This is a genomic window from Methylobacterium sp. ap11 (assembly GCF_900110515.1).
GTDB lineage: Bacteria > Pseudomonadota > Alphaproteobacteria > Rhizobiales > Beijerinckiaceae > Methylobacterium > Methylobacterium ajmalii.
In genome coordinates, this window is sequence record NZ_FOEB01000045.1 from 1 (window position 1) to 18,064 (window position 18,064).

Genomic DNA, 18,064 nt, shown 5'->3' on the forward strand with positions numbered 1-18,064 from the left:
ATGCGCGACCACATGCGGACTGAACTGACGTCGGCCGCTCTGATGATGGCCATCCAACGGCAGCGGCCGCCTGCCGGGCTCATCTGTCACTCGGATCGCGGCAGCCAGTACGCAGCGGAAGCTTACCGCAGGCAACTCGCTGACATCCAGGCGATACCGTCCATGAGCCGCGCCGGCTGCTGCTACGACAATGCTCCGATGGAGAGCTTCTTCCACACCCTCAAGGTCGAGCTCATCCACCAGCGACGATGGGTGACCCGGGATGAGGCCCGGCGCGACCTGTTCGCTTACATCGAGGGCTACTCCAATCGACAGCGTCTCCACTCGGCTCTCGGCTACATCACGCCCGAGAAGGCCGAGCGGAACGCAGGCTAACCCCCGTGTCCGCGGAAATGGGGGAGGATCACCAGCTCACCATGCTCACCGCCTGTCAGAAGAAGCCGCGCCGTCCGCCGCGGCGACGGGCGCCGCCAGACCGGACCAGGGGCAGGTCGCATCCGCGGCGGGCCGCCCCTGAGAGCAGCCACGCAGAGCCGGACGCTCATCACGCCACCCCGGAAGCCCGAGGCCTGCAACTCGCGCCAGAGCCGCGTCGCGTTGCGTTCGCCTTCGTCGAGCTGCTGCACGAGGTAGGGGACGAACGGATCGATGATCCGCGCCCGCTCGCCCTTGTGCCAGGTCGGCGCCGTACCGGCCCGCAGCCAGTGCCGCACCGTGTTCCGCGACAGACCGGTCTCGCGCACGATGGCGCGGATGCCCTGGCCGTCCCGAGCCAGTCTGCAACGTGCTGGAAGCGGGCTTCCCGGTCTGCCTGACCCTGCCGCTGTCGCTGCTGCGCTTTGGTAGCCGGGCGGGGTTCGACCGGCGGCGCTTCCGCTTCGGCTCGGCTCACGCTGGTCCGCGCGACACGGGAGAACTCGCCGCGGTGCCGATCGAGCACCTGCACCAGAGCTTGCGAGCCGTTGCAGAGCAGATGCCATCGATCCGCGACCTGGACCGCCCGGGGGGCGCCGCGACGCACGCCATCGGTGTAGGCACCGGGTGCGGTCACGAGCCACGACCTCGACGCCGGGATGCCGCTGCAGCCAGTCGGCCACGGTGGCGGCCTCGCGGTCGGGCAGTAGGTCGATGACCTGGCCCCGTTCCAGATCGCACAGAATCGTGCCGTAGCGCTGACCACGCCGCCAGGCCCAATCATCGATGCCGAGCACGCGCGGTGCGCGGTCTGCCTGCGCGGGAGCGCGACCTCGCATGAGGCGCAGCAGCGTGTCGGGGCTGACCGGCAGGCCGAGGCGCCCCGCCAGGCGTGCGCCGGCTTCACCGCCGAGCGCGAGACCGAGGTGGTGCTGGAGGTCGCCGAGGCGGTGAGTGCGGCGTGCGCCGGCCTGGGCAACGCTGGCGAGGCGCACGGCGAAGATACGGCAAGGGCAATGTGGCTGCGGGCAACGCCATCGCCGCGTCTGAACCGCGACGACGACGCGCCGGCCTTACCACGGGAGATCGGCCAGGGTGCGGGTGTAGCGCGAGTGAGGACGGGTCGAGGTCCCTCCACATCCTGGGCAGGCGGCGGCCGTCGCGCGGGGATAGGTACGGATGATGATCTGGTCAGGCTCGAGGCCGACCTGATCGACCACGAGACCGGCGGGGATGAGGGGCAGCAGGCGTTTGGACACCGGCCTAGATGTGCAGGCCGGTCCTGATGTTCACGATCCGCGCGGCTCTGTACCTCGCCACCCGGCTGCACCACAAACGCGGGAGAGCCCAAAGGTGGGTCAGTCTTCAATCGGCGTTGACACCGGTCAGGCCGGCTACCTCCAGTTCCATCAGACGCTGGGCGGCAAAGCCGATCATCTCGCGCAGCACGTCCGCGTCCGCACTCTTCTCAGCCAGCGCCCGCAGGCTCATAACAGCATCGGTCATCGGGGGTCTCCCGGGTTCGGGGTTGGTATCAGCAACCCGATCCTAACCCGTCACCGCCGATGGCCACCCCCACGGGAGATCCCGCCTGCTACAGCGCTGTGAGGGCACGCAGGCGGATCTCCCGCTCTCGGTCAGCTACACCACTCCAAGGGACACGACCGCCCAAGCCAGCAAAGCTGGCGGGGAACGCCGCGCTGCGGACCTCCGTGCAGGACCGGCTCGCCGGTGCCGTAGCGACACCGGGCGGGAGCGCTCTGCCTGGACCGAGCGTTGCCTGGAAGGGACGGCGACACGGGCGACGCCAGAGCCGGCGATGGGGTCGATCCTGGAGCCCGCAGCAGATCGCCGAGCGCCTGCGGCTCGACTTTCCGGACGATCCGACGATGCGCATCAGTCATGAGGCGATCTATCAGGCGCTCTACATTCAGGGCCGGGGCGCGCTGAAGCGTGAGTTGACCGCCTGTCTTCGCACAGGACGGGCTTTGCGCGTGCCGCGGGCCCGCTGCCTGCGCCGCGGCAAGTCGTTCGTCACCCCCGAGGTGCTGATCAGCGAGCGTCCGCCCGAGGTGGAGGATCGCGCGGTACCGGGTCACTGGGAGGGAGACCTGATCCTGGGTCTGAAGAGCTCGGCGATCGGGACCCTGGTCGAGCGCACGACACGCTTTACGATGCTGCTGCATCTTCCGCCGATGGACGGCCATGGGGTGACACCGCGTGCCAAGAACGGCCCGGCGCTGGCGGGGCACGGGGCCGGGGCGGTCCGCGAGGCGATCACCGGCACGATCGCGCGCTTGCCGGAGCATCTGCGGCGCTCCTTGACCTGGGACCAGGGAGCGGAGATGGCCGAGCATGCGCGCTTACGGATCGACGCAGGTCTGCAGATCTACTTCTGCGATCCACGCTCACCCTGGCAGCGGGGGACGAACGAGAATACGAACGGGTTGCTGCGACAATACTTCCCGAAAGGCACGGATCTGAGCGCTCACAGCGTGGACGATCTTGCTGCTGTGGCCGCGGCCCTCAACAGCAGACCGCGCAAGACGCTGAACTGGAAGACGCCGGCAGAGGCACTCGACGCTGTTCTCGCAGCCGTGCAAGATGGTGTTGCGACGACCGCTTGAACGCAAGTTGCGAGCCGCGGTCCGAGTGGTGCACCAGGCCGCTGCCCTGGACAGCACGGCGCTCGTGCAGAGCCTGCTCCAGAGCATCCAGAACGAAGCTTGCATGAGCACTGCGTGAGGCTCGCCAACCGACGCTGCGCCGGGCGAACACATCGATGACGAAGGCCACGTAGACGAAGCCCGACCACATCGCCACGTACGTGAAGTCGCTGACCTACAGAGCGTTCGGCCGTGGAGCCTTGAACTGACGGTTGACGCGGTCGAGGGGGCAAGCTGCGGCCGGATCGGGGATCGTGGTGCGCCCGGTCCTGCCAGGCACTACCCCCGCCAGGCCCAATCGGCGCATCAGCCGCGCCACCGTGCATCGCGCGGCCACGATCCCCTCCCGGGCCAGTTGCCGCCAGACCTTCCGCACGCCGTAGACGCAGAAGTTCGCCTCGAACACGCGTTGGATCTCGATCATCAACGCCGCGTCGCTGCGAGCACCAGCCGTTTGCTTCTCGGGATCGGCGCGCCGGGTGGCATGCACGTAGTAGGTCGACGGGGCGATCGGCAGCACCCTGCAGATCGGCCTCATCCCGAGGCTCTCGGAGGACGACCCCCATAGACCTCCCGATGATCGTGGATGGAGCTGATCATGGCCGCGACCGGCGGTCGAGCTCCGCCATGGCAAATTACGCCGACGCCTTGCGCAGGATCTCGTTGGCTTGGCGCAGCTCACGGTTCTCCCGTTCCAGCGCCTTGATCCGCTCGCGCTCGTCCGTCGTCTGCCCGGGTCGCACACCTTGATCACGCTCGGACTGACGCACCCAGTTCCGCAGCGTCTCGCCCGAGCAGCCGATCTTGGCCGCGATCGACTGGATCGCCGACCATTGCGAGCCGTGCTCGCCCTCGTGGTCGCGCACCATCCGCACGGTGCGCTCGCGCACCTCAGGGGAAAACGGGGCTCTTCGCTTCGTCATGGCTCCATCCTCTCAGAAGTTGGAGCCTCCGGGAAACCCGGAGCGGTTCACCTCGAAGGAGCGCCACGGCCCTCGTCGATGGATCACCTCCGCCTTGAACAGGCCGTTGATCGTCTCCGCCAAGGCGTTGTCGTAGCTGTCACCGACGCCGCCTCATCGACAGCCCGCGAGCGCGACGCCGGCTTCACCACCTTCATGCAATCCGCCGGTTATCCGCCGAGCTTGCACCTCGACGGGCAGCCGACCTACGAGGGCGGCCTCGAGGCGGGGCGGCACATCGCGGCCCTAGCGGCGGCGGAGCGACCGGACTCGGTCTACGCCGTCAGCGACATCATGGCCTGGGGCGTGCTCGACGCCCTGCGCCTCGCCGGCGTTCGGATCGGGCAGGACATCGCCGTCGTGGGGTTCGACGGCCTGCCGCAATCGGCGCGACCGATCTACGACCTGACCACGGTCGAGCAGCCGGTCGTCGCGATGATCGGACGCGGCCTCGATCTCCTGCAGGCGCGCATGCGGGACAAGGGTTTGCCCGACGAGACGATTTCCCTGCGCGGCCGGCTCATTGAGCGCGGCTCGAGCGGACCAAAAGGCCGGTAGGCAAGAAGCCGAGGTGCGTGTCAGGTCTCATCTTTGAACAGGCCGGCATGATCTGACGATCTAACGAAGTGCAGGAAGTCGGCGATACCCTCCGAGAGGAGCGAGACGTGGTGTGCCATTCGCTCGCCTGCGGCGGTCGCGTCGTTGCGCAGGATCGCCGCGAGCACTGCGGCGTGCTCGGGCTGCGATTGCGGCATGCGACCGGGCTGGAAGGTGATCGCCCGGCGATACGGGGCGGTCTTCACCGAGAGACGCCGCAACTCGTCCTGCAGGACCCGGTTATGGCTCGCCGCCGCGATCGCGTCGTGGAACCGGATGTTGGCGTCGTAAAACGCGTCGTAGTCACCCTCCGCAATGGCCGAGCCGCAGGCCGCGTGCTCCGCCTCGAGTACGGCGCGCTGTTCCTGGGTGATCCGGCGGGCCGCCTGCGAGGCCGCCAGGGCCTCCATCGATGCCACCACGCTCAAGGCGTCGAGGAGGTCGGCCACGGAGAACTGCGATACCTGCAGCCCCTGGCGTCCGCGCGCGCTCGCGAGTCCACTCGCCGAGAGCCGCTGCAGCGCCTCGCGGACGGGGGTACGCGAGACGCCGTAGCGTTCCGACAGCTCGCGCTCGTCAAGCCGCTGGCCCGGCCGGATCGCGCCGCGCAGGATGTCCTCCTCCAGGCGGCGCGCGACATCCCCGGCAAGTGAGGTATCCTCAGGAATCCCGGCATCCGACAGGTCGAGCCGGCGCGCCTTCTGCGCCGTCCTCTGGCTCATGGTCTTCATCCTTCACGCAGGGTCCGCCGAGAACATCCGGTTGGCGGCGATCTCACCGAGCGCGACCAGCCCGTACAGCAGCAGCCCGCAGACGCAAAGGACGACGATCGCGGCCATCGACACCTCGGTATCGGCCCGCGCGGTCGCAAAGATGATGAGATAGCCCAAGCCGGCCTGCGCAGTGATGAACTCGCCGATGATCACCCCAATGATCGCGAGGGTGATCGCGACCTTCATCCCGCTGAAGATGTGCGGCAGGGCGGCCGGAAAGCGGACATGGGTGAAGACCTGCCACTCGCTCGCGGTGAGCGACCGGCATAGCCGCAGCATGCCGCGATCGACGCTCGCGAACCCCGCACTCGTCGCGATCACCACGGGAAAGAACGCGATGAAGACCGCGAAGGCGACGCGCGACTGCATGCCGATACCGAGCCAGATGATGAAGAGCGGCGCGAGCGCGATCTTCGGGATCAGCTGGAAGAAGACGAGGTTCGGGTAGAGCGCCTCTCGCGCCAGGGTCGAGTAGGTGATCACGATGGCGAGCAAGACCCCGAGCAGGGTCGCGAGCACGAAACCAATCGCCGACTCCAATGTCGTCGGGACCGCGTGGGTCAGGAGGATGTCCCAGTGCTCCACGATGTAGCGCAAGGTGGAGATGGGGGAGGGGAGGATGACCGACGGGATGTTGCCGATCACGACGAAAGCCTGCCAGGCTGCCAGAGTCGCCACCGCCAGGGCGACCGGCAGAAGCACGGCCCGCACGCCCGAGAGTCCGAACCCGAGCCGCGGAGTCTGGCCCGGGCCTGAGAGGATCGCGCCGGTTTCCGTTCCGATTGCGCCTGCCATATCCTACTCTCCGCCTGCACTGCGGCCCGTCGGTGCCGTGCCGTGGGCCTGCTCGATGGTCAGCCGCAGGTGGCGGACGACCCGGCCAAATTCCGGATTCTCTTCGATCGCCAGACGGCGCGGCCGCCCGAACGGCATGCGCTCGTCGAGAACGACGTGGGAGGGGCGGCCGCCCATCACCACGACGCGGTCGGACAGGAACGCGGCCTCGCGGATCGAGTGTGTGACGAAAATCACCGTTTTCGCCGTCTTGTCCATGATTTCCGACAGCGCCTCGTTCATCTGGTCGCGGGTGATTGCGTCAAGGGCGCTGAAGGGCTCATCCATGAGCAGGATGGCGGGATCGTGGATCAGGGCCCGACAGATGGCGACGCGCTGGCGCATGCCCCCCGACAACTGGGACGGCTTGTGGTTCTCGAAGCCTCCCAGACCCACCATCGCCAGGAGCTCGCGCGCCCGCTCACGATAGGGCGCGAGCGGCAACTTGAGGATACGGATCGGAAACAGCACGTTCTCGAGCGTGGACTTCCAGGGCAGGAGAGTCGCGTCCTGGAAGATGATGCCGATGTCGCGACGCGGCCGGACCACGCGGCTCCCGTCGAGCTCGATCGTGCCGCTCGTCGGCGTCTCGAGCCCGGCGATCATCATGAGGAGCGTGCTCTTCCCGCAACCGCTCGGGCCGAGCAGCGAGACGAACTCCCCGCGCCCGATCTCGAGGCTCGCGGAAGCGACCGCTCGAACAGGCCCCTGGCGGCCGCCATAGACCTTTTCGACCTGCGCGATCCGTAGGAGCGGCGCCGCGGGGGCGGGCGGGACGAACGGCACGTTGGCGCCGCGGAGGTTGGGTTGCGCCGCCATCAGATCAGGTACTTCCGGTAGGGCGCCGCCTGGGCCTCCGCCGCCGCAAGGTCCTTGCCCTCGAGCTTGACCGAACCAGCGAACCGGTTCGTGAACAGGGCCGCAGGATCGGGCCGTACCGCCTTGTCACCCGCCCCGTAGCGCACGACGACGTCGGTCATCGTCGCCACCTTGGCCGGGTCGGCGTAGCCGAAGCCCTTCTCCTTCACCTCGGGCACGAGGTTGGTCAGGTTGGTGAGCCCGAGGCCGATCCGTGCATAGGCCTTGCCGGTCGAGCTGATCGCGACCTCGCTGTTGGCCTTGAGGAACAGGGCTACCGCCTCGTCGAAGTCAGTCATGGTGAACCGGATCGCTTCCATGGCGCCGGCCACGAAGGCTTCCGTCAGGCCAGGATCCTTCTCGATCCGGGCAGGCTGGGTAATCAGGGACTGGCCGTAGAAGTCGAGGCTCGCCTCCCGGAACAGCATGAAGCGTAGCTCCGTACCGAGGGGGACAAGGGAGGGCAGCGTGCTCGTCGCGAAGGACGAGACCGCGTCGACCTGCTTCTCGACCAGCGACCGCTCGCGGACCTTGCCATCGATCTGAACGAGGTCGACTTTCTTCAGGTCGAACCCGGCCTTCTCGGCGTAGAGCGGCAGGAACGGGTACTCGCCCGAGGTGACGCTCGCGCCGAGCTTGCGGCCTTCGAGATCCTTCGGGGACTTGATTGGCGAGGCGGCAAGGACTGCGATGCCCATCAGCGCGTCATAGTTGATCTGGCCGATGCAGGTGATCGGCAGGTTGCGCGAGGCCTGGATGATCGCTGTCGGCGTCGCGGCCATCCCGAAATCGAAGGTCCCGGCCGCGACGGCCTGGGCCGCTGCGCCGGATCCGGAGCCACGAGCGACGCTGACATCGAGCCCGTGCTTCTTCCAGAAGCCTTTGTCGCGGGCGACAGTGGCGAAGAGGTTCGGGCCCTCCGGGATCCAGGACGTCGTGAAGGTGACCTTTGTTGCTTGGGCTAGCGCCGGGCGAGGAAAGCCACTGAGAGCAGCGGCACCGGCCGCCGCGCCGACACCCGCTAGAACCCACCGTCTCGTCAGCATTCCACCCTCCCGGCTCACTCCGCGATTGCCCGCATCATGACATGTCAGATCTTGGATCGCATGCATAATCGGATACCATCAGCGCCTAAATGCATGCCATTTGGCCAAAACGTGTGCCAGATTTTTTTACTTGCATGCCAAACGCTGCCGGGTATCTGTTAGTCCCCGAATGGAGAGCCTGACCATGCGAGCCTTCGAGGCGCGGAACGCCCATTTCGACGCGCTGGTGAACACACCCGGCCTGCGCTGGCTCGGGCAGAACACTAATCATGCGCCGAGCCACCCGGCTGTGCGGGAGGCGATGGAGCGGTGCATCCGGGACGAGGGATTTCACGTCTACGCGCCGCCGGCGGGCTTCCAGGCGCTGAGGGCAGGAATCGTCGCCGATTTCGGCCTGGACGGGCAGGCCGCCCTCGTCTCGGACGGGGCCGTGGCCTCGCTCTACCACGTCTGCCATACGCTACTCGCGCCGGGCGACGAGTTCGTCACGACGGATCCGACCTGGAACTGGCCGATGACCTTCGCCCGCTCGGTCGGCGCCACGGTGCGGCAGATCCCGATCTACGGCCCCGAGCACGGCTACCGCCTCGATCCCGCTCGGCTCGAGGCCGCCATGGGGCCGCGCACCAAGGTGGTCTACCTCGTCGACCCGAACAACCCGCTTGGCACCGCCTGCACGGCCGAGGAGATCGCCGCGATCATGGAGATCGTCCGCAAGGCCGGGGCCTACCTCATCCACGACTGCACCTACCGGCACTTCGCGTACGAGCACCACCTGGCGGCGAAGCTCGATCCAGAGCGCACGCTCACGATCTACAGTTTCTCGAAGTGGCTAGGCCTCGCCGGCCTGAGGGTCGGCGCGGTGATCGCGCATCCCGACATGGCCGAGCGCCTGGCCGCGGCCCCGCCCAACAATCTCGGATCCAGCATCCTCGCCCAGCGCGCCGCGATGGCAGGACTTGCGATCAAGGACGAGTGGTTCCCGGGCGTACTCGCCGAGCAACGGGCCAACCAGGCGCTGATCAAGGCAGCCTGCGACCGGATCCCAGGTCTCGTGATGCCGGTCTACCCCTCGAACGGGAACTTCGTGGTGCTCGAGACCGGCGGCCTCGGCATCAGCCCTGAGGCCCTCGTTGCCGCCTATCAGGAACGCCGGATCATGATCCGGCAGGGCTCCTACCACACGCCGAATTTCGGCGACCGGTTCGTGAAGGTGTCGGTCTCGGTGCCGCGGGACTGGGTCGAGGAGTTCGTCGACCTCATGCCGGCGATGATCGAGCGGGCCCGCGGCATGAACGCGGACGCCAAGCTCTTCTGAAGACCAGCCCCGGTTCACAATACGATCACGAGGACGACACGACCATGGATCTCCAACTCCAGGGCAAGACGGTCCTGATCACCGGCGCCTCGCAAGGCATCGGCGAGGGCCTCGCCCATGCCTTCGCGGCCGAGGGCTGCCCGCTCCACCTGACGGCGCGGTCGGCCGACAAGCTCGACGCGCTGAAGCGCGTGATCGAGGCCGAGCACAAGGTCGTGGTCGGTATCACGGCAATCGACATGACGCAGGACGGCGCCTGTGAGCGGATCGTCGCGGAGGCGGGCGACGTCGACGTCCTGATCAACAATGCCGGGGTGATCCCGAGCGGCTCGCTCTTCGACGTTGATGCGCAGAGATGGCGCGAGGGCTGGGCCCTCAAGGGCTTCGGTTATGCCGACATGATCCGTCTCGTCTATCCGCGCATGAAGGCGCGCGGCGGCGGCGTGATCCTCAACAACATCGGCAATGGCGGCGAAGTCTGCGATCCGAATTACATCGAGGGCGCCGCCGGCAATGCCTCGATCATGGCGATGACTCGGGCTTTGGGCGGGAAAAGCCTCGACGACAATATACGCGTCGTCGGCGTAAATCCAGGTCCCGTCGATACGTCGCGCATCTACAACATGCTGCGCAAGTTCGCCGAGAATGAGCTTGGCGACGCGGCGCGCTACGAGGAGTTGCTGGTGCGCTATCCTCTGAAGCGACCGGCTAAGGTTCATGAGATCACCGATCTCTTCCTGTTTCTCGCCTCATTCCGCTCCGGCTACACATCCGGCACCGTCTTCACCGTGGATGGCGGCATCGCCTCCCGCCGCACTGTCGTCTGAGAGGAGCCCCCATGCCCAAGGCGAGCGCGAGCGACGGCGTCCAGCTCTACTTCGACGAGGCGGGGCGCGGGACGCCCATCGTCTTCGTTCATGAATTCGGCGGCAACCATTGGAGCTGGGAGCCGCAGATGAACTTCTTTTCGCGCCGCCACCGGTGCGTCACCTATGCGGCGCGCGGCTTTCCGCCCTCGGACATCCCTGATTCCGTCGACGCCTACTCGCAGGCGATCGCGGCCGACGACATCATCGCGGTCATGGACGCGGCGGGCATCGAGACCGCGCATCTCGTCGGCCTGTCGATGGGGGGCTTTGCCGTCCTGCATGCAGGCTTGCGCCACCCCGGCCGCGTGCGCTCGATCACCGCCGCGGGTGCCGGCTACGGCGCCGAGAAGGCGCACGAGGACTACTTCAAGGGCATCTCGGAGCAGGTCGCGGCCAATTTCGAGACGAAGGGTGCGCCGGCCTTTTCCAAGATCTACGCCGAGGGCGCCTCGCGGGTGCAGTTCCAGGACAAGGACCCACGAGGCTGGCAGCTCTTCGCCGACCGCCTCGGACAGCATGACAGCCGGGGCGCGGCCAATACCATGCGCGGCGTGCAGATGCGGCGCCCCTCGCTCTACGACCTGGAGGACGAGTTCCGCGCGATGGCCACGCCATTGCTGGTCGTGGTTGGAGACGAGGACGACCATTGCCTGCAGCCTGGCTTCTTCCTCAAGCGGACGGTGCCGGCCTCGGGCCTTGCGGTCCTGCCAAAGACCGGCCACACCCTGAACCTCGAGGAGCCGATGCTCTTCAACCAGATCCTGGCGGAGTTCCTCGCCCAGGTGGAGAGCGGCCGCTGGGGCCCGCGCGATCCGCGTGCCAATCCTGCCGAAATCATGCGGACTCGCTGAACGTGGCTCGCCCGTCCGATCACGTCGACGGCGACCGCCTCTGGCGGCGTCTGATGGAGCTGAGCCGGTTCGGCTCCCGCCCGGATGGCGGCGTCGACCGCCAGACCCTGACCGAGATCGAGATCGCCGCCCGCGCCCATCTGGTGGCGCTCGGCCGCTCACTCGGGCTCGAACCGTACACGGATGCGGCCGCGAACCTCTTCCTGCGGTATTCTGGCCGGCAGTCGGATCGCCCCCCCGTCATGGCCGGCTCGCACATCGATTCCCAGCCGACGGGCGGCCGCTTCGACGGGGCCTTCGGGGTGATGGCCGCCTTCGAGGCAGTCGAGGCGATGCGGGCGGCAGGCTTGGTGCCGGAACGCGCGATCGAGATCGTCGCCTTCACGAACGAGGAGGGCTGCCGGTTTTCTCCCGGCATGACCGGCTCGGATCTCTTCACGGGGGCGCGGACGCTGGCGGAGGTCGCGACGATCCGCGACGCTTCAGGGATAGCGCAGGGCGATGCCCTTGCGGCAGTGCTCGCTGCCGACAGGGACGTGCCGCAGCGCCCGTTCCGGCGTCCGATCGCGGCCTTCGTCGAGCCTCATATCGAGCAGGGCCCGATCTTGGAGCGTGACGGCGTTTCGATCGGCATTGTGACCGGAATTCAGGGCACCCGCCGCTACCGCGTTCGTGTCGCCGGCGAGGCCGCGCATGCAGGTACGGCCGAGCGCCACGAGCGGCGTGACGCCGTAATGGCGGCGGTGCGGATGATCGCCGCCATCGACCGGGCCGCTTCCGATCCTGCCGACACCAAGCTCACCGTCGGGATGATCGAGGTGACGCCGAATGCCCCCTCCGTCGTTCCCGCGGAGGTGCTGTTCTCCATCGACCTGCGCCACCCGGACAATGCCGTGGTCGACCAGCTCGATGCCGCGATCCGCGCCATCATCGAGGGCGAGCGGGGACCTTGCGCCGCGTCCGTGCGGCAGATCCAGCACAATCCGTCACTCACTTTTTCGCCCATCGTCCGGGGGGCCATCGCAAGGGCAGCCGGCGACCTCAGCCTTGCGCATCGCGACATCCTCTCGGCCGCCGGTCATGACGCCCGGCAACTGCATTACGTGTGCCCGACCGGCATGATTTTCGTGCCGTGTCGCAACGGGGTCAGCCACAATCCGGCGGAGTGGGCGGAACCGGACGATCTCACGTCCGGAGCACGGGTGCTGACCGACGTTTTGTGGCAGTTGGCGAATCGGGATGAGAGCTGATTAGCGGCAGGACACCTTAAGGCTGCTGCTGGTAACGACCCGGGTGAACGACACGTCGCGGTCGCGGCGGCCCTCGAAGAGCCTCACGATCTCAGCCGGCTCGTCGAACGTGCGTCGGCTGTCAGGCCGTCTTCGCGGTCGCGGAGTGAGTGGCGTCGATATCGGGCAGTGTGCTGAAACGGGCGCTGCGGATGTGCTTGCGCATGGCGCTCTCGGCCCGATCCGGGTCGTCGACAGGGGCTTTCACGGTGAAGGAAAATTGGACGGGTCCGGGAGCAGGGCGTAGGCGCCGAGGCGGTGCGGGCGCGATGCGCTTACTCATTGCATCAGGGGGGAGAGGTGCCTTAGGCAATGAGTATGAGCATCAGCATCCACGACGTCAGCGTCCCGGTCTTCGCCAACTCGCTCCGCAACATGGCCGCGTGGCTCGACAAGGCGGCATCGGAGAAGCCGGAGGCCGAGTTGCTCTCCGGCCGTCTCGCCCCGGACATGCGGCCCTTGCCGGCCCAGTACCAGATGGCTTCCGACAGCGCGAAGAACGCGGTGGCGCGGCTCGCCGGGATCGAGGCGCCCGCCATGCCGGATGTCGAGGCGAGCTTCGCCGAACTCAAGGAGCGTTGCGCGAGGACGATCGCCTTCGTCGAGGGCGTCGATCCGGCGGCGCTGGCCACGGGCGCGGAGCGGGAGGTCGAGCTGAAGTTCCCGAACGGGATGGGCTACCGCTTCACCGGGCAGACCTATCTCACCGGCTTCGCCCTTCCAAACTTCTTCTTCCACGTCACCACTGCCTACGCGATTCTGCGCGGGGCCGGCGTAAGCCTTGGTAAGCCGGACTTCCTCCAGCATCTCGGACCGCCCAACATCCAGCCCTCCAGATAGGGAGGCGCCTTGAGCCTGCTGGGAGCGGCGCCGGAACCGGATGCGGCGCACCGAGCGTCCCGCGTTGCGCGCGGCCCCGCCTCCTTCGCTCGGTTAGCTGTCCCCGACGATACTGGAAGCACGGGCGGAGCATCGGAGCCATAGACGGCCGCCGTACGATTTTGCCGTCCCAGCGGTCCGGGGCGGGACAGATCTCCGGCCCCGGTCACACCCGTCAGAGGCTTGGGCGCAGCCCGCGGACGGGGCTCACGGCTTCCAGCACCGAAGCAGCATGCAGGATGGTCGTCTCCGACTGCCAGCGTCCCACCAACTGCACGTTGATCGGCAAGCCCTCGCGGCTCATCCCGAACCGCATCGACAGGCCCGGCAGGCCCGTCACGTTCAACGGCACGCCCGCGCCCTGCAGGTAGGTGAGGTCGACCGTCTCGCCGTTGACGACGAGGTCCTTGATGCCGTGTTTGTGCGCCGGTACCGGCAGCACCGGGGTGAGGAGCACGTCGAAGTTCCGGAAGTAGGCGGCGTAGCCGTCCCGGAGCCGCTCCGCCGCCTGCTCGGCCGCGACGTAGTCCTCCATCGAGGTGTCGGGCAGCGACAGCATCGTCTTAGAAATTCTGTACATCAGGTGAGATTAGGCGTGGAATAGGGTTCATCCGCACTTTCGGTGCTGACGGGTGCTTGTCCAGCCAAGCTCTGGGTGTCTCGGTTCACGCGGCATGCTGCACTCGCTGGCGGAGCAGGTCGAACTTGGCGTGACCATACATGCTACGTTTGATCAGCTTGAGGCGGTTGACCTGGCCTTCAACATGGCCGTTGCTCCAGGGTTCGGCGATCGCAGCGCGCACGGCCTCCTCATCCTGCCGAAGCCTGGTGACGAAGCCACCAAGTTCGGTGGCAGCAGCAGCCTCCAGCCAGGGTGTCAGTCCGGCGGGATCATCCTGGTGCAGGAGATCGGCGAAGGCGCGTACATTCTCGGCCGCCCGCTTCAAGCGCGGAGCCGCATCGCATAGTGCCTCGGTGAACGCACGATCCTCGGGCAACATCACGGCTGGATCGCCCGTCAGCCACCGGCTGATGCGGCGTGCCGAGGGGATCCGGGCGGAGAGCGGTCGAGCCGGGGCCCCCGAGCGCTGCCGTGCGGCCCAGCGTCGGACGATGTCGTAGCCGCCCGTGAAGCCCTACACGCGCAACTCGCTCAGGAGAACGGTGGCGCTGCGCAGACCGTCCTGCCAGCGCGCCTCGACGACGGAGATGTAACGGTCGAGCCGGCTCGGGTCGGGGGCACGGCGGTAGGGCTCGAGCTGACCAGCCCGGATCCAGCGCCGCACGGCGTTGCGCGATGCCCCGAGACGGCGGGCGATCTCCTTGGTCGGTTGACCTTCGCCATGGAGCCGCAGGGCTGCCTCGCAGCGGTCGCGTCGCCGGCTGCTCGTCTCCGGGACGGGCTCGGTCTTCGCTGGATTAGAGGAGAGAGAAGGCTCGGGCATGGAGTGGCTCGCCACGGCCCTGATCTCGGACTGGTGACGCTCGACGATGCTGCGCAGTGCCTCGGAGGCATTGACGAGCAGATGCCAGCGATCCGCAACCTGCATCGCCGCCGGAGCGCCTGTGCGCGCAGCTTCGGCGTAGGGTCCGGCGCGGTCACGGCTGACGACGGCGACGCCCGGATGGGCGGCAAGCCAGTCCCGCACCGGTGCCGCGGAGCGATCGAGCAACAAGTCGATGACGCGCCGCCGTTCCAGGTCGCAGACGATGGTGCCGTAGGACTAACCGCGCCGCCACGCCCAATTATCGATGCCGACCACGCGCGGCGCTGGCGAGGAGGCGATGCCGCGTCGATGATATCAGACGCAGAACCGTGTCGCCGCTGACCGGCATCGCCAGTCGTCGTGACAAGCGAGCACCGGGCTCGCCACCGAGCACCATGCCGATGTCGGTCTACGCCTCGGCCAATCGTTCGCTTCGACGCGCTTTGCGTGACCCCAGCCCCGCTGCCGGTTCGGCGAAGATCCGCCCCGGGCAGTCGCCGCAGCGGAAGCAGCGCACGCGCAGGTGCCACGGCACGGTCCGATCTTGCCACGGCAGCTTCTGGCGCGGCGGGCGTGGCTGCGGCGGATGCCGGCCGTGATCGTCGGTGATGTGGCGATCGCCGCAGGCGAGCGGCGTTCCATCCGAGCGGTAGCGGGTGGTGAGGGCGGCGAGGCGTCGCTCGAGGGTGGCGACGCTCACTTGGGGCAGGCCGTTTCCGTCGGCGGCAGCCGCGAGGAAGAGCCCGACGATGCTGGGATCGGGGACGAGGGGATCGAGTCCCTGGCGCAGGCACCAGCGCTCGAACAAAGGCTAGTCGGCTGCGTAGGCGCGGCGGGTGTTGGAGCTGTCCTTGCGGGCGGCGTAGGCGCGTGCGGCCTCAGCGAGCGGCTGGAGCGTCAACGGCAATCCTGCGTGCCCGTCCGGCGCCGCCGTTCCAAATACCGTGCCTGCGTCGGGAGGAACGGTGAGGGGCCCAAACGAGCCCTCCGTTGCGAGCGCGCAGGTGTCCGGTGAAGGCGGGGGGGGATCTGGGATTGCCCCGTTTCTGTGGGGCAATCCCAATCCCAATGCAGATCGTGATCGAGAGTTGGCGACGACACTATAATGTCGTGCGCCCGCACGCCTCGCTCGGCTACCGACCACCGGCCCCGGAGGTGTTCGTGCCCGCCTTGTCCGCTTGGCCGGCTGCGCTCACCCGACCAGCCCCACCGGCCAAGCTACCCGTGGAGCAAAGGCCGACCCTGCACTAACTTTGAAGCCGGACCACCCCGTGCGGGCCGATCAGCGCCTGGGGTTCAGCGAACCCGATCCCTAAGGTAGGGGAGGGCTGCCTTGAACGATCAGATCGCGATGGACACCGAACGGCTCGCCCACCTGCCCGACCGCAAACGCCGCGAGCTACAGCACGCGGTGCGGATCCTGTTCGAGGAGTTCGAGGACGCGCAAAGGACTAAGCTCTCCGACAAGGCCCGGCGCGGTCGCATCCTCAAGCTGGTGCTGTTCGGCTCCTACGCCCGCGGTGACTGGGTGGAGGATCGCGGCAGCGGCTACCTGTCGGATTACGACCTGCTGGTGGTGGTCAACGATGCCCGCTTCGCCGAGCCCTACGAGGCGTGGGAGAAGGCCGAGGAGCGTCTGCTCCAAGAACTGAGCCTGGGCGGTCGTCTCGCGACGCCGGTGAACGTGATCGTGCATACGTTGCAGGACGTGAACGACCAGCTGGCGCAGGGCCGTCCGTTCTTCGTCGACATCGCTCGCGACGGCATCGTGCTTCACGAGGCACCGGGTTTTCCCCTTGCCTCACCCCAACCTCTCACCCCCGAAGCAGTCCGGGCCGAGGCGCAGCGGCACTTCGATCAATGGCTGCCCAACGCAGACGTTTTCTTCGGTTTGGCAACCCGCACCATCTCTGACGGTCACTACCGGCAGGCCGCGTTCCTCCTGCATCAGGTAACGGAGAGCCTCTACCACTGTGTCCTGCTGGTCCTGACGCTTTACAGCCCGAAGCTCCACCGCCTGACCAAGCTACGGTCACAGGCCGAGAGCGTCGATTCCCGGCTGGTCCCGGTCTGGCCACACGACACGAAGTTCGCTCGGCGGTGCTTTGCTCTCCTTAACCGTGCCTACGTCGATGCACGCTACTCCCCGCACTACGAGATCACCGACGAGGAGCTGGCCTGGCTGGTCGAGCGGGTCAGTACCCTGCAAAAGACCATCGCGGCGATCTGCACCGAGCGGCTCGCCGGTTCCGATCACGAGGAGCCAAACGTCTAGGACGCAGCGTCCAGCAAGTCGTGTGGTCCCGAGAACGGCAGCCCGCGCGGCTCAGCCGACGACCTTCGTGTTTCGAGCCGGGGGGGAGAGGGGCACGCGGTCGCACACCGTCACCGGTCCTGCCGCCCGCCAGGCAACGGCCGCTCGGATCGGCCCCGCGGCGACGTCACCGCGAGACCGGATCAGCGCGACGGCGGAAGGCCTCATCGCGACCACAGCAGCCGTACAGCGCTCCTGCCCGGCCGGATCCGCGACCAGGCTCGCCTGGATCGCCCGCGGGACGGTCACGTCGTCGAGGATCAGGGGGCGAGCCAGCTGATCCCGAGCTCGGCCTCGGGCGCCGTGACGACCCGCTCGTCGGGCCCCGGTGAGCCGGCGCCCCGGGTCGAGGCGGATCATGTATCCGGCGATCACCGTGGAATTCCGCTTATGGAACGCCGATGGCGGAGGGCTTCGGGGGCGATCGCCGTCATGGCTGGTGCGGTGCCACCCCCGCCTCGCCTTCGGGATCGTCGCCGATCCGCCGGGAGAACGCCCGTTCGAGGCGCCGTATCCTGGGCTCCGGCACGCCCCTTTCCGCGAACCTGCGCCTTCAGGGTCGCATCACGCTGATCATCTCGGAGACGATCGCCCTGGCGGCGCGCATCGAGGTCGAAATCCCCGATCCGCGACAGGCCGTTCGTCCGCGTCGGGAGCCCTCCCATGATGCCGAGGCCGATGGCCTGGACGTCGCACATGTCGGGTTGGGGCACGATGTCGAATGCCGGGGACAGGCGCCATCCCCCGTCCGCCGCGCGGACGAAGCCGTGATTCTTCAGAACGTCGTCGCGGTTCGGCCCCGCGGCGACGTCACCGCGAGGCCGGACCAGCGTCGATGATCGCTTCAGCGCGACCACAGCAGCTGGAAGCGATCCTGTCCGACCGGGTCCGCGACCAGGCTCGCCTG

At 67.6% G+C, this 18,064-nt stretch carries 14 protein-coding genes, 6 pseudogenes and 1 other annotated feature; of the genes and pseudogenes, 11 read left to right on the forward strand and 9 right to left on the reverse strand.

The window, feature by feature from the left end; all coding sequences use genetic code 11:
• Nucleotides 1–375: integrase core domain-containing protein (locus BMX97_RS31375; protein WP_143074766.1), on the forward strand; the 375-nt coding region annotated here is incomplete at its 5' end.
• Here the strand turns inward: BMX97_RS31375 and BMX97_RS34105 are convergent.
• Both BMX97_RS34105 and BMX97_RS32575 read right to left on the reverse strand, forming a co-directional pair.
• Nucleotides 372–743: a hypothetical protein gene (locus BMX97_RS34105; RefSeq protein WP_244538752.1), complete on the reverse strand. Its 372-nt coding sequence runs from the start codon at nucleotides 741–743 to the stop codon at nucleotides 372–374. The genes BMX97_RS31375 and BMX97_RS34105 overlap by 4 nt on opposite strands.
• A gap of 1,051 nt (nucleotides 744–1,794) precedes the next feature.
• Nucleotides 1,795–1,920, reverse strand: a pseudogene (locus tag BMX97_RS32575) (IS256 family transposase); the annotation flags it as partial.
• 161 nt (nucleotides 1,921–2,081) lie between these two features.
• Here BMX97_RS32575 and BMX97_RS31385 point away from each other — a divergent pair.
• A pseudogene (locus BMX97_RS31385) lies at nucleotides 2,082–3,041 on the forward strand (IS30 family transposase); the annotation flags it as partial.
• Between the two features lie 7 nt (nucleotides 3,042–3,048).
• On the opposite strand, the pseudogene BMX97_RS31390 reads toward BMX97_RS31385, so the two are convergent.
• Nucleotides 3,049–4,003, reverse strand: a pseudogene (locus tag BMX97_RS31390) (IS3 family transposase); the annotation flags it as partial.
• Nucleotides 3,583–3,722, reverse strand: a sequence feature (AL1L pseudoknot). (Overlaps the previous pseudogene by 140 nt.)
• A 177-nt stretch (nucleotides 4,004–4,180) precedes the next feature.
• Here BMX97_RS31390 and BMX97_RS31395 point away from each other — a divergent pair.
• Nucleotides 4,181–4,600, forward strand: a pseudogene (locus tag BMX97_RS31395) (substrate-binding domain-containing protein); the annotation flags it as partial.
• Nucleotides 4,601–4,620: 20 nt separating this feature from the next.
• On the opposite strand, the gene BMX97_RS31400 reads toward BMX97_RS31395, so the two are convergent.
• The 4 genes from BMX97_RS31400 to BMX97_RS31415 are packed head-to-tail and all read right to left on the reverse strand — an operon-like array spanning nucleotide 4,621 to nucleotide 8,216.
• On the reverse strand, nucleotides 4,621–5,361 hold the full coding sequence (locus BMX97_RS31400) for a GntR family transcriptional regulator (RefSeq protein ID WP_060851073.1): 741 nt from the start codon (nucleotides 5,359–5,361) through the stop codon (nucleotides 4,621–4,623).
• 12 nt (nucleotides 5,362–5,373) lie between these two features.
• Entirely contained in the window at nucleotides 5,374–6,207 is an 834-nt protein-coding gene (locus tag BMX97_RS31405) for an ABC transporter permease (RefSeq protein WP_060851074.1), read from the reverse strand.
• Between the two features lie 3 nt (nucleotides 6,208–6,210).
• Nucleotides 6,211–7,065: an ABC transporter ATP-binding protein gene (locus tag BMX97_RS31410; protein ID WP_060851075.1), complete on the reverse strand. Its 855-nt coding sequence runs from the start codon at nucleotides 7,063–7,065 to the stop codon at nucleotides 6,211–6,213.
• A complete protein-coding gene (locus BMX97_RS31415; RefSeq protein ID WP_091755027.1) occupies nucleotides 7,065–8,216 on the reverse strand; it encodes an ABC transporter substrate-binding protein in 1,152 nt (383 codons plus the stop codon). The genes BMX97_RS31410 and BMX97_RS31415 overlap by 1 nt, the downstream gene beginning before the upstream one ends.
• 103 nt (nucleotides 8,217–8,319) lie before the next feature.
• Between BMX97_RS31415 and BMX97_RS31420 the strand changes: the two genes are divergently transcribed.
• The 5 genes from BMX97_RS31420 (at nucleotide 8,320) to BMX97_RS31440 (ending at nucleotide 13,317) form a co-directional block, all read left to right on the forward strand.
• On the forward strand, nucleotides 8,320–9,468 hold the full coding sequence (locus BMX97_RS31420; RefSeq protein ID WP_280142832.1) for a pyridoxal phosphate-dependent aminotransferase: 1,149 nt from the start codon (nucleotides 8,320–8,322) through the stop codon (nucleotides 9,466–9,468).
• 44 nt (nucleotides 9,469–9,512) lie between these two features.
• Nucleotides 9,513–10,295: an SDR family oxidoreductase gene (locus BMX97_RS31425; RefSeq protein ID WP_091755029.1), complete on the forward strand. Its 783-nt coding sequence runs from the start codon at nucleotides 9,513–9,515 to the stop codon at nucleotides 10,293–10,295.
• Nucleotides 10,296–10,306: 11 nt separating this feature from the next.
• On the forward strand, nucleotides 10,307–11,188 hold the full coding sequence (locus BMX97_RS31430) for an alpha/beta fold hydrolase (protein WP_091755030.1): 882 nt from the start codon (nucleotides 10,307–10,309) through the stop codon (nucleotides 11,186–11,188).
• 2 nt (nucleotides 11,189–11,190) lie between these two features.
• Nucleotides 11,191–12,438 carry a M20 family metallo-hydrolase gene (locus tag BMX97_RS31435; protein ID WP_091755031.1) on the forward strand — a complete coding sequence of 416 codons (1,248 nt, stop codon included), beginning with the start codon at nucleotides 11,191–11,193 and terminating at the stop codon, nucleotides 12,436–12,438.
• A gap of 357 nt (nucleotides 12,439–12,795) precedes the next feature.
• Nucleotides 12,796–13,317: a DUF1993 domain-containing protein gene (locus BMX97_RS31440; RefSeq protein WP_091755032.1), complete on the forward strand. Its 522-nt coding sequence runs from the start codon at nucleotides 12,796–12,798 to the stop codon at nucleotides 13,315–13,317.
• 214 nt (nucleotides 13,318–13,531) lie between these two features.
• On the opposite strand, the gene BMX97_RS31445 is transcribed toward BMX97_RS31440, so the two are convergent.
• Both BMX97_RS31445 and BMX97_RS31450 read right to left on the reverse strand, forming a co-directional pair.
• Nucleotides 13,532–13,936 (reverse strand): amidase family protein, encoded by a 405-nt coding sequence (locus BMX97_RS31445; protein WP_244538754.1) that lies wholly within the window; start codon nucleotides 13,934–13,936, stop codon nucleotides 13,532–13,534.
• Between the two features lie 85 nt (nucleotides 13,937–14,021).
• A pseudogene (locus tag BMX97_RS31450) lies at nucleotides 14,022–15,405 on the reverse strand (ISL3 family transposase); the annotation flags it as partial.
• 509 nt (nucleotides 15,406–15,914) lie between these two features.
• Between BMX97_RS31450 and BMX97_RS31455 the strand changes: the two are divergent.
• The 3 genes and pseudogenes from BMX97_RS31455 to BMX97_RS33255 form a co-directional block, all read left to right on the forward strand.
• A pseudogene (locus tag BMX97_RS31455) lies at nucleotides 15,915–16,094 on the forward strand (integrase core domain-containing protein); the annotation flags it as partial.
• Between the two features lie 100 nt (nucleotides 16,095–16,194).
• Entirely contained in the window at nucleotides 16,195–17,118 is a 924-nt protein-coding gene (locus BMX97_RS31460) for a HEPN domain-containing protein (protein ID WP_091755033.1), read from the forward strand.
• A 440-nt stretch (nucleotides 17,119–17,558) separates the two neighbouring features.
• Nucleotides 17,559–17,996: a hypothetical protein gene (locus BMX97_RS33255; RefSeq protein WP_177202414.1), complete on the forward strand. Its 438-nt coding sequence runs from the start codon at nucleotides 17,559–17,561 to the stop codon at nucleotides 17,994–17,996.
• Nucleotides 17,997–18,064 lie beyond the last annotated feature (68 nt).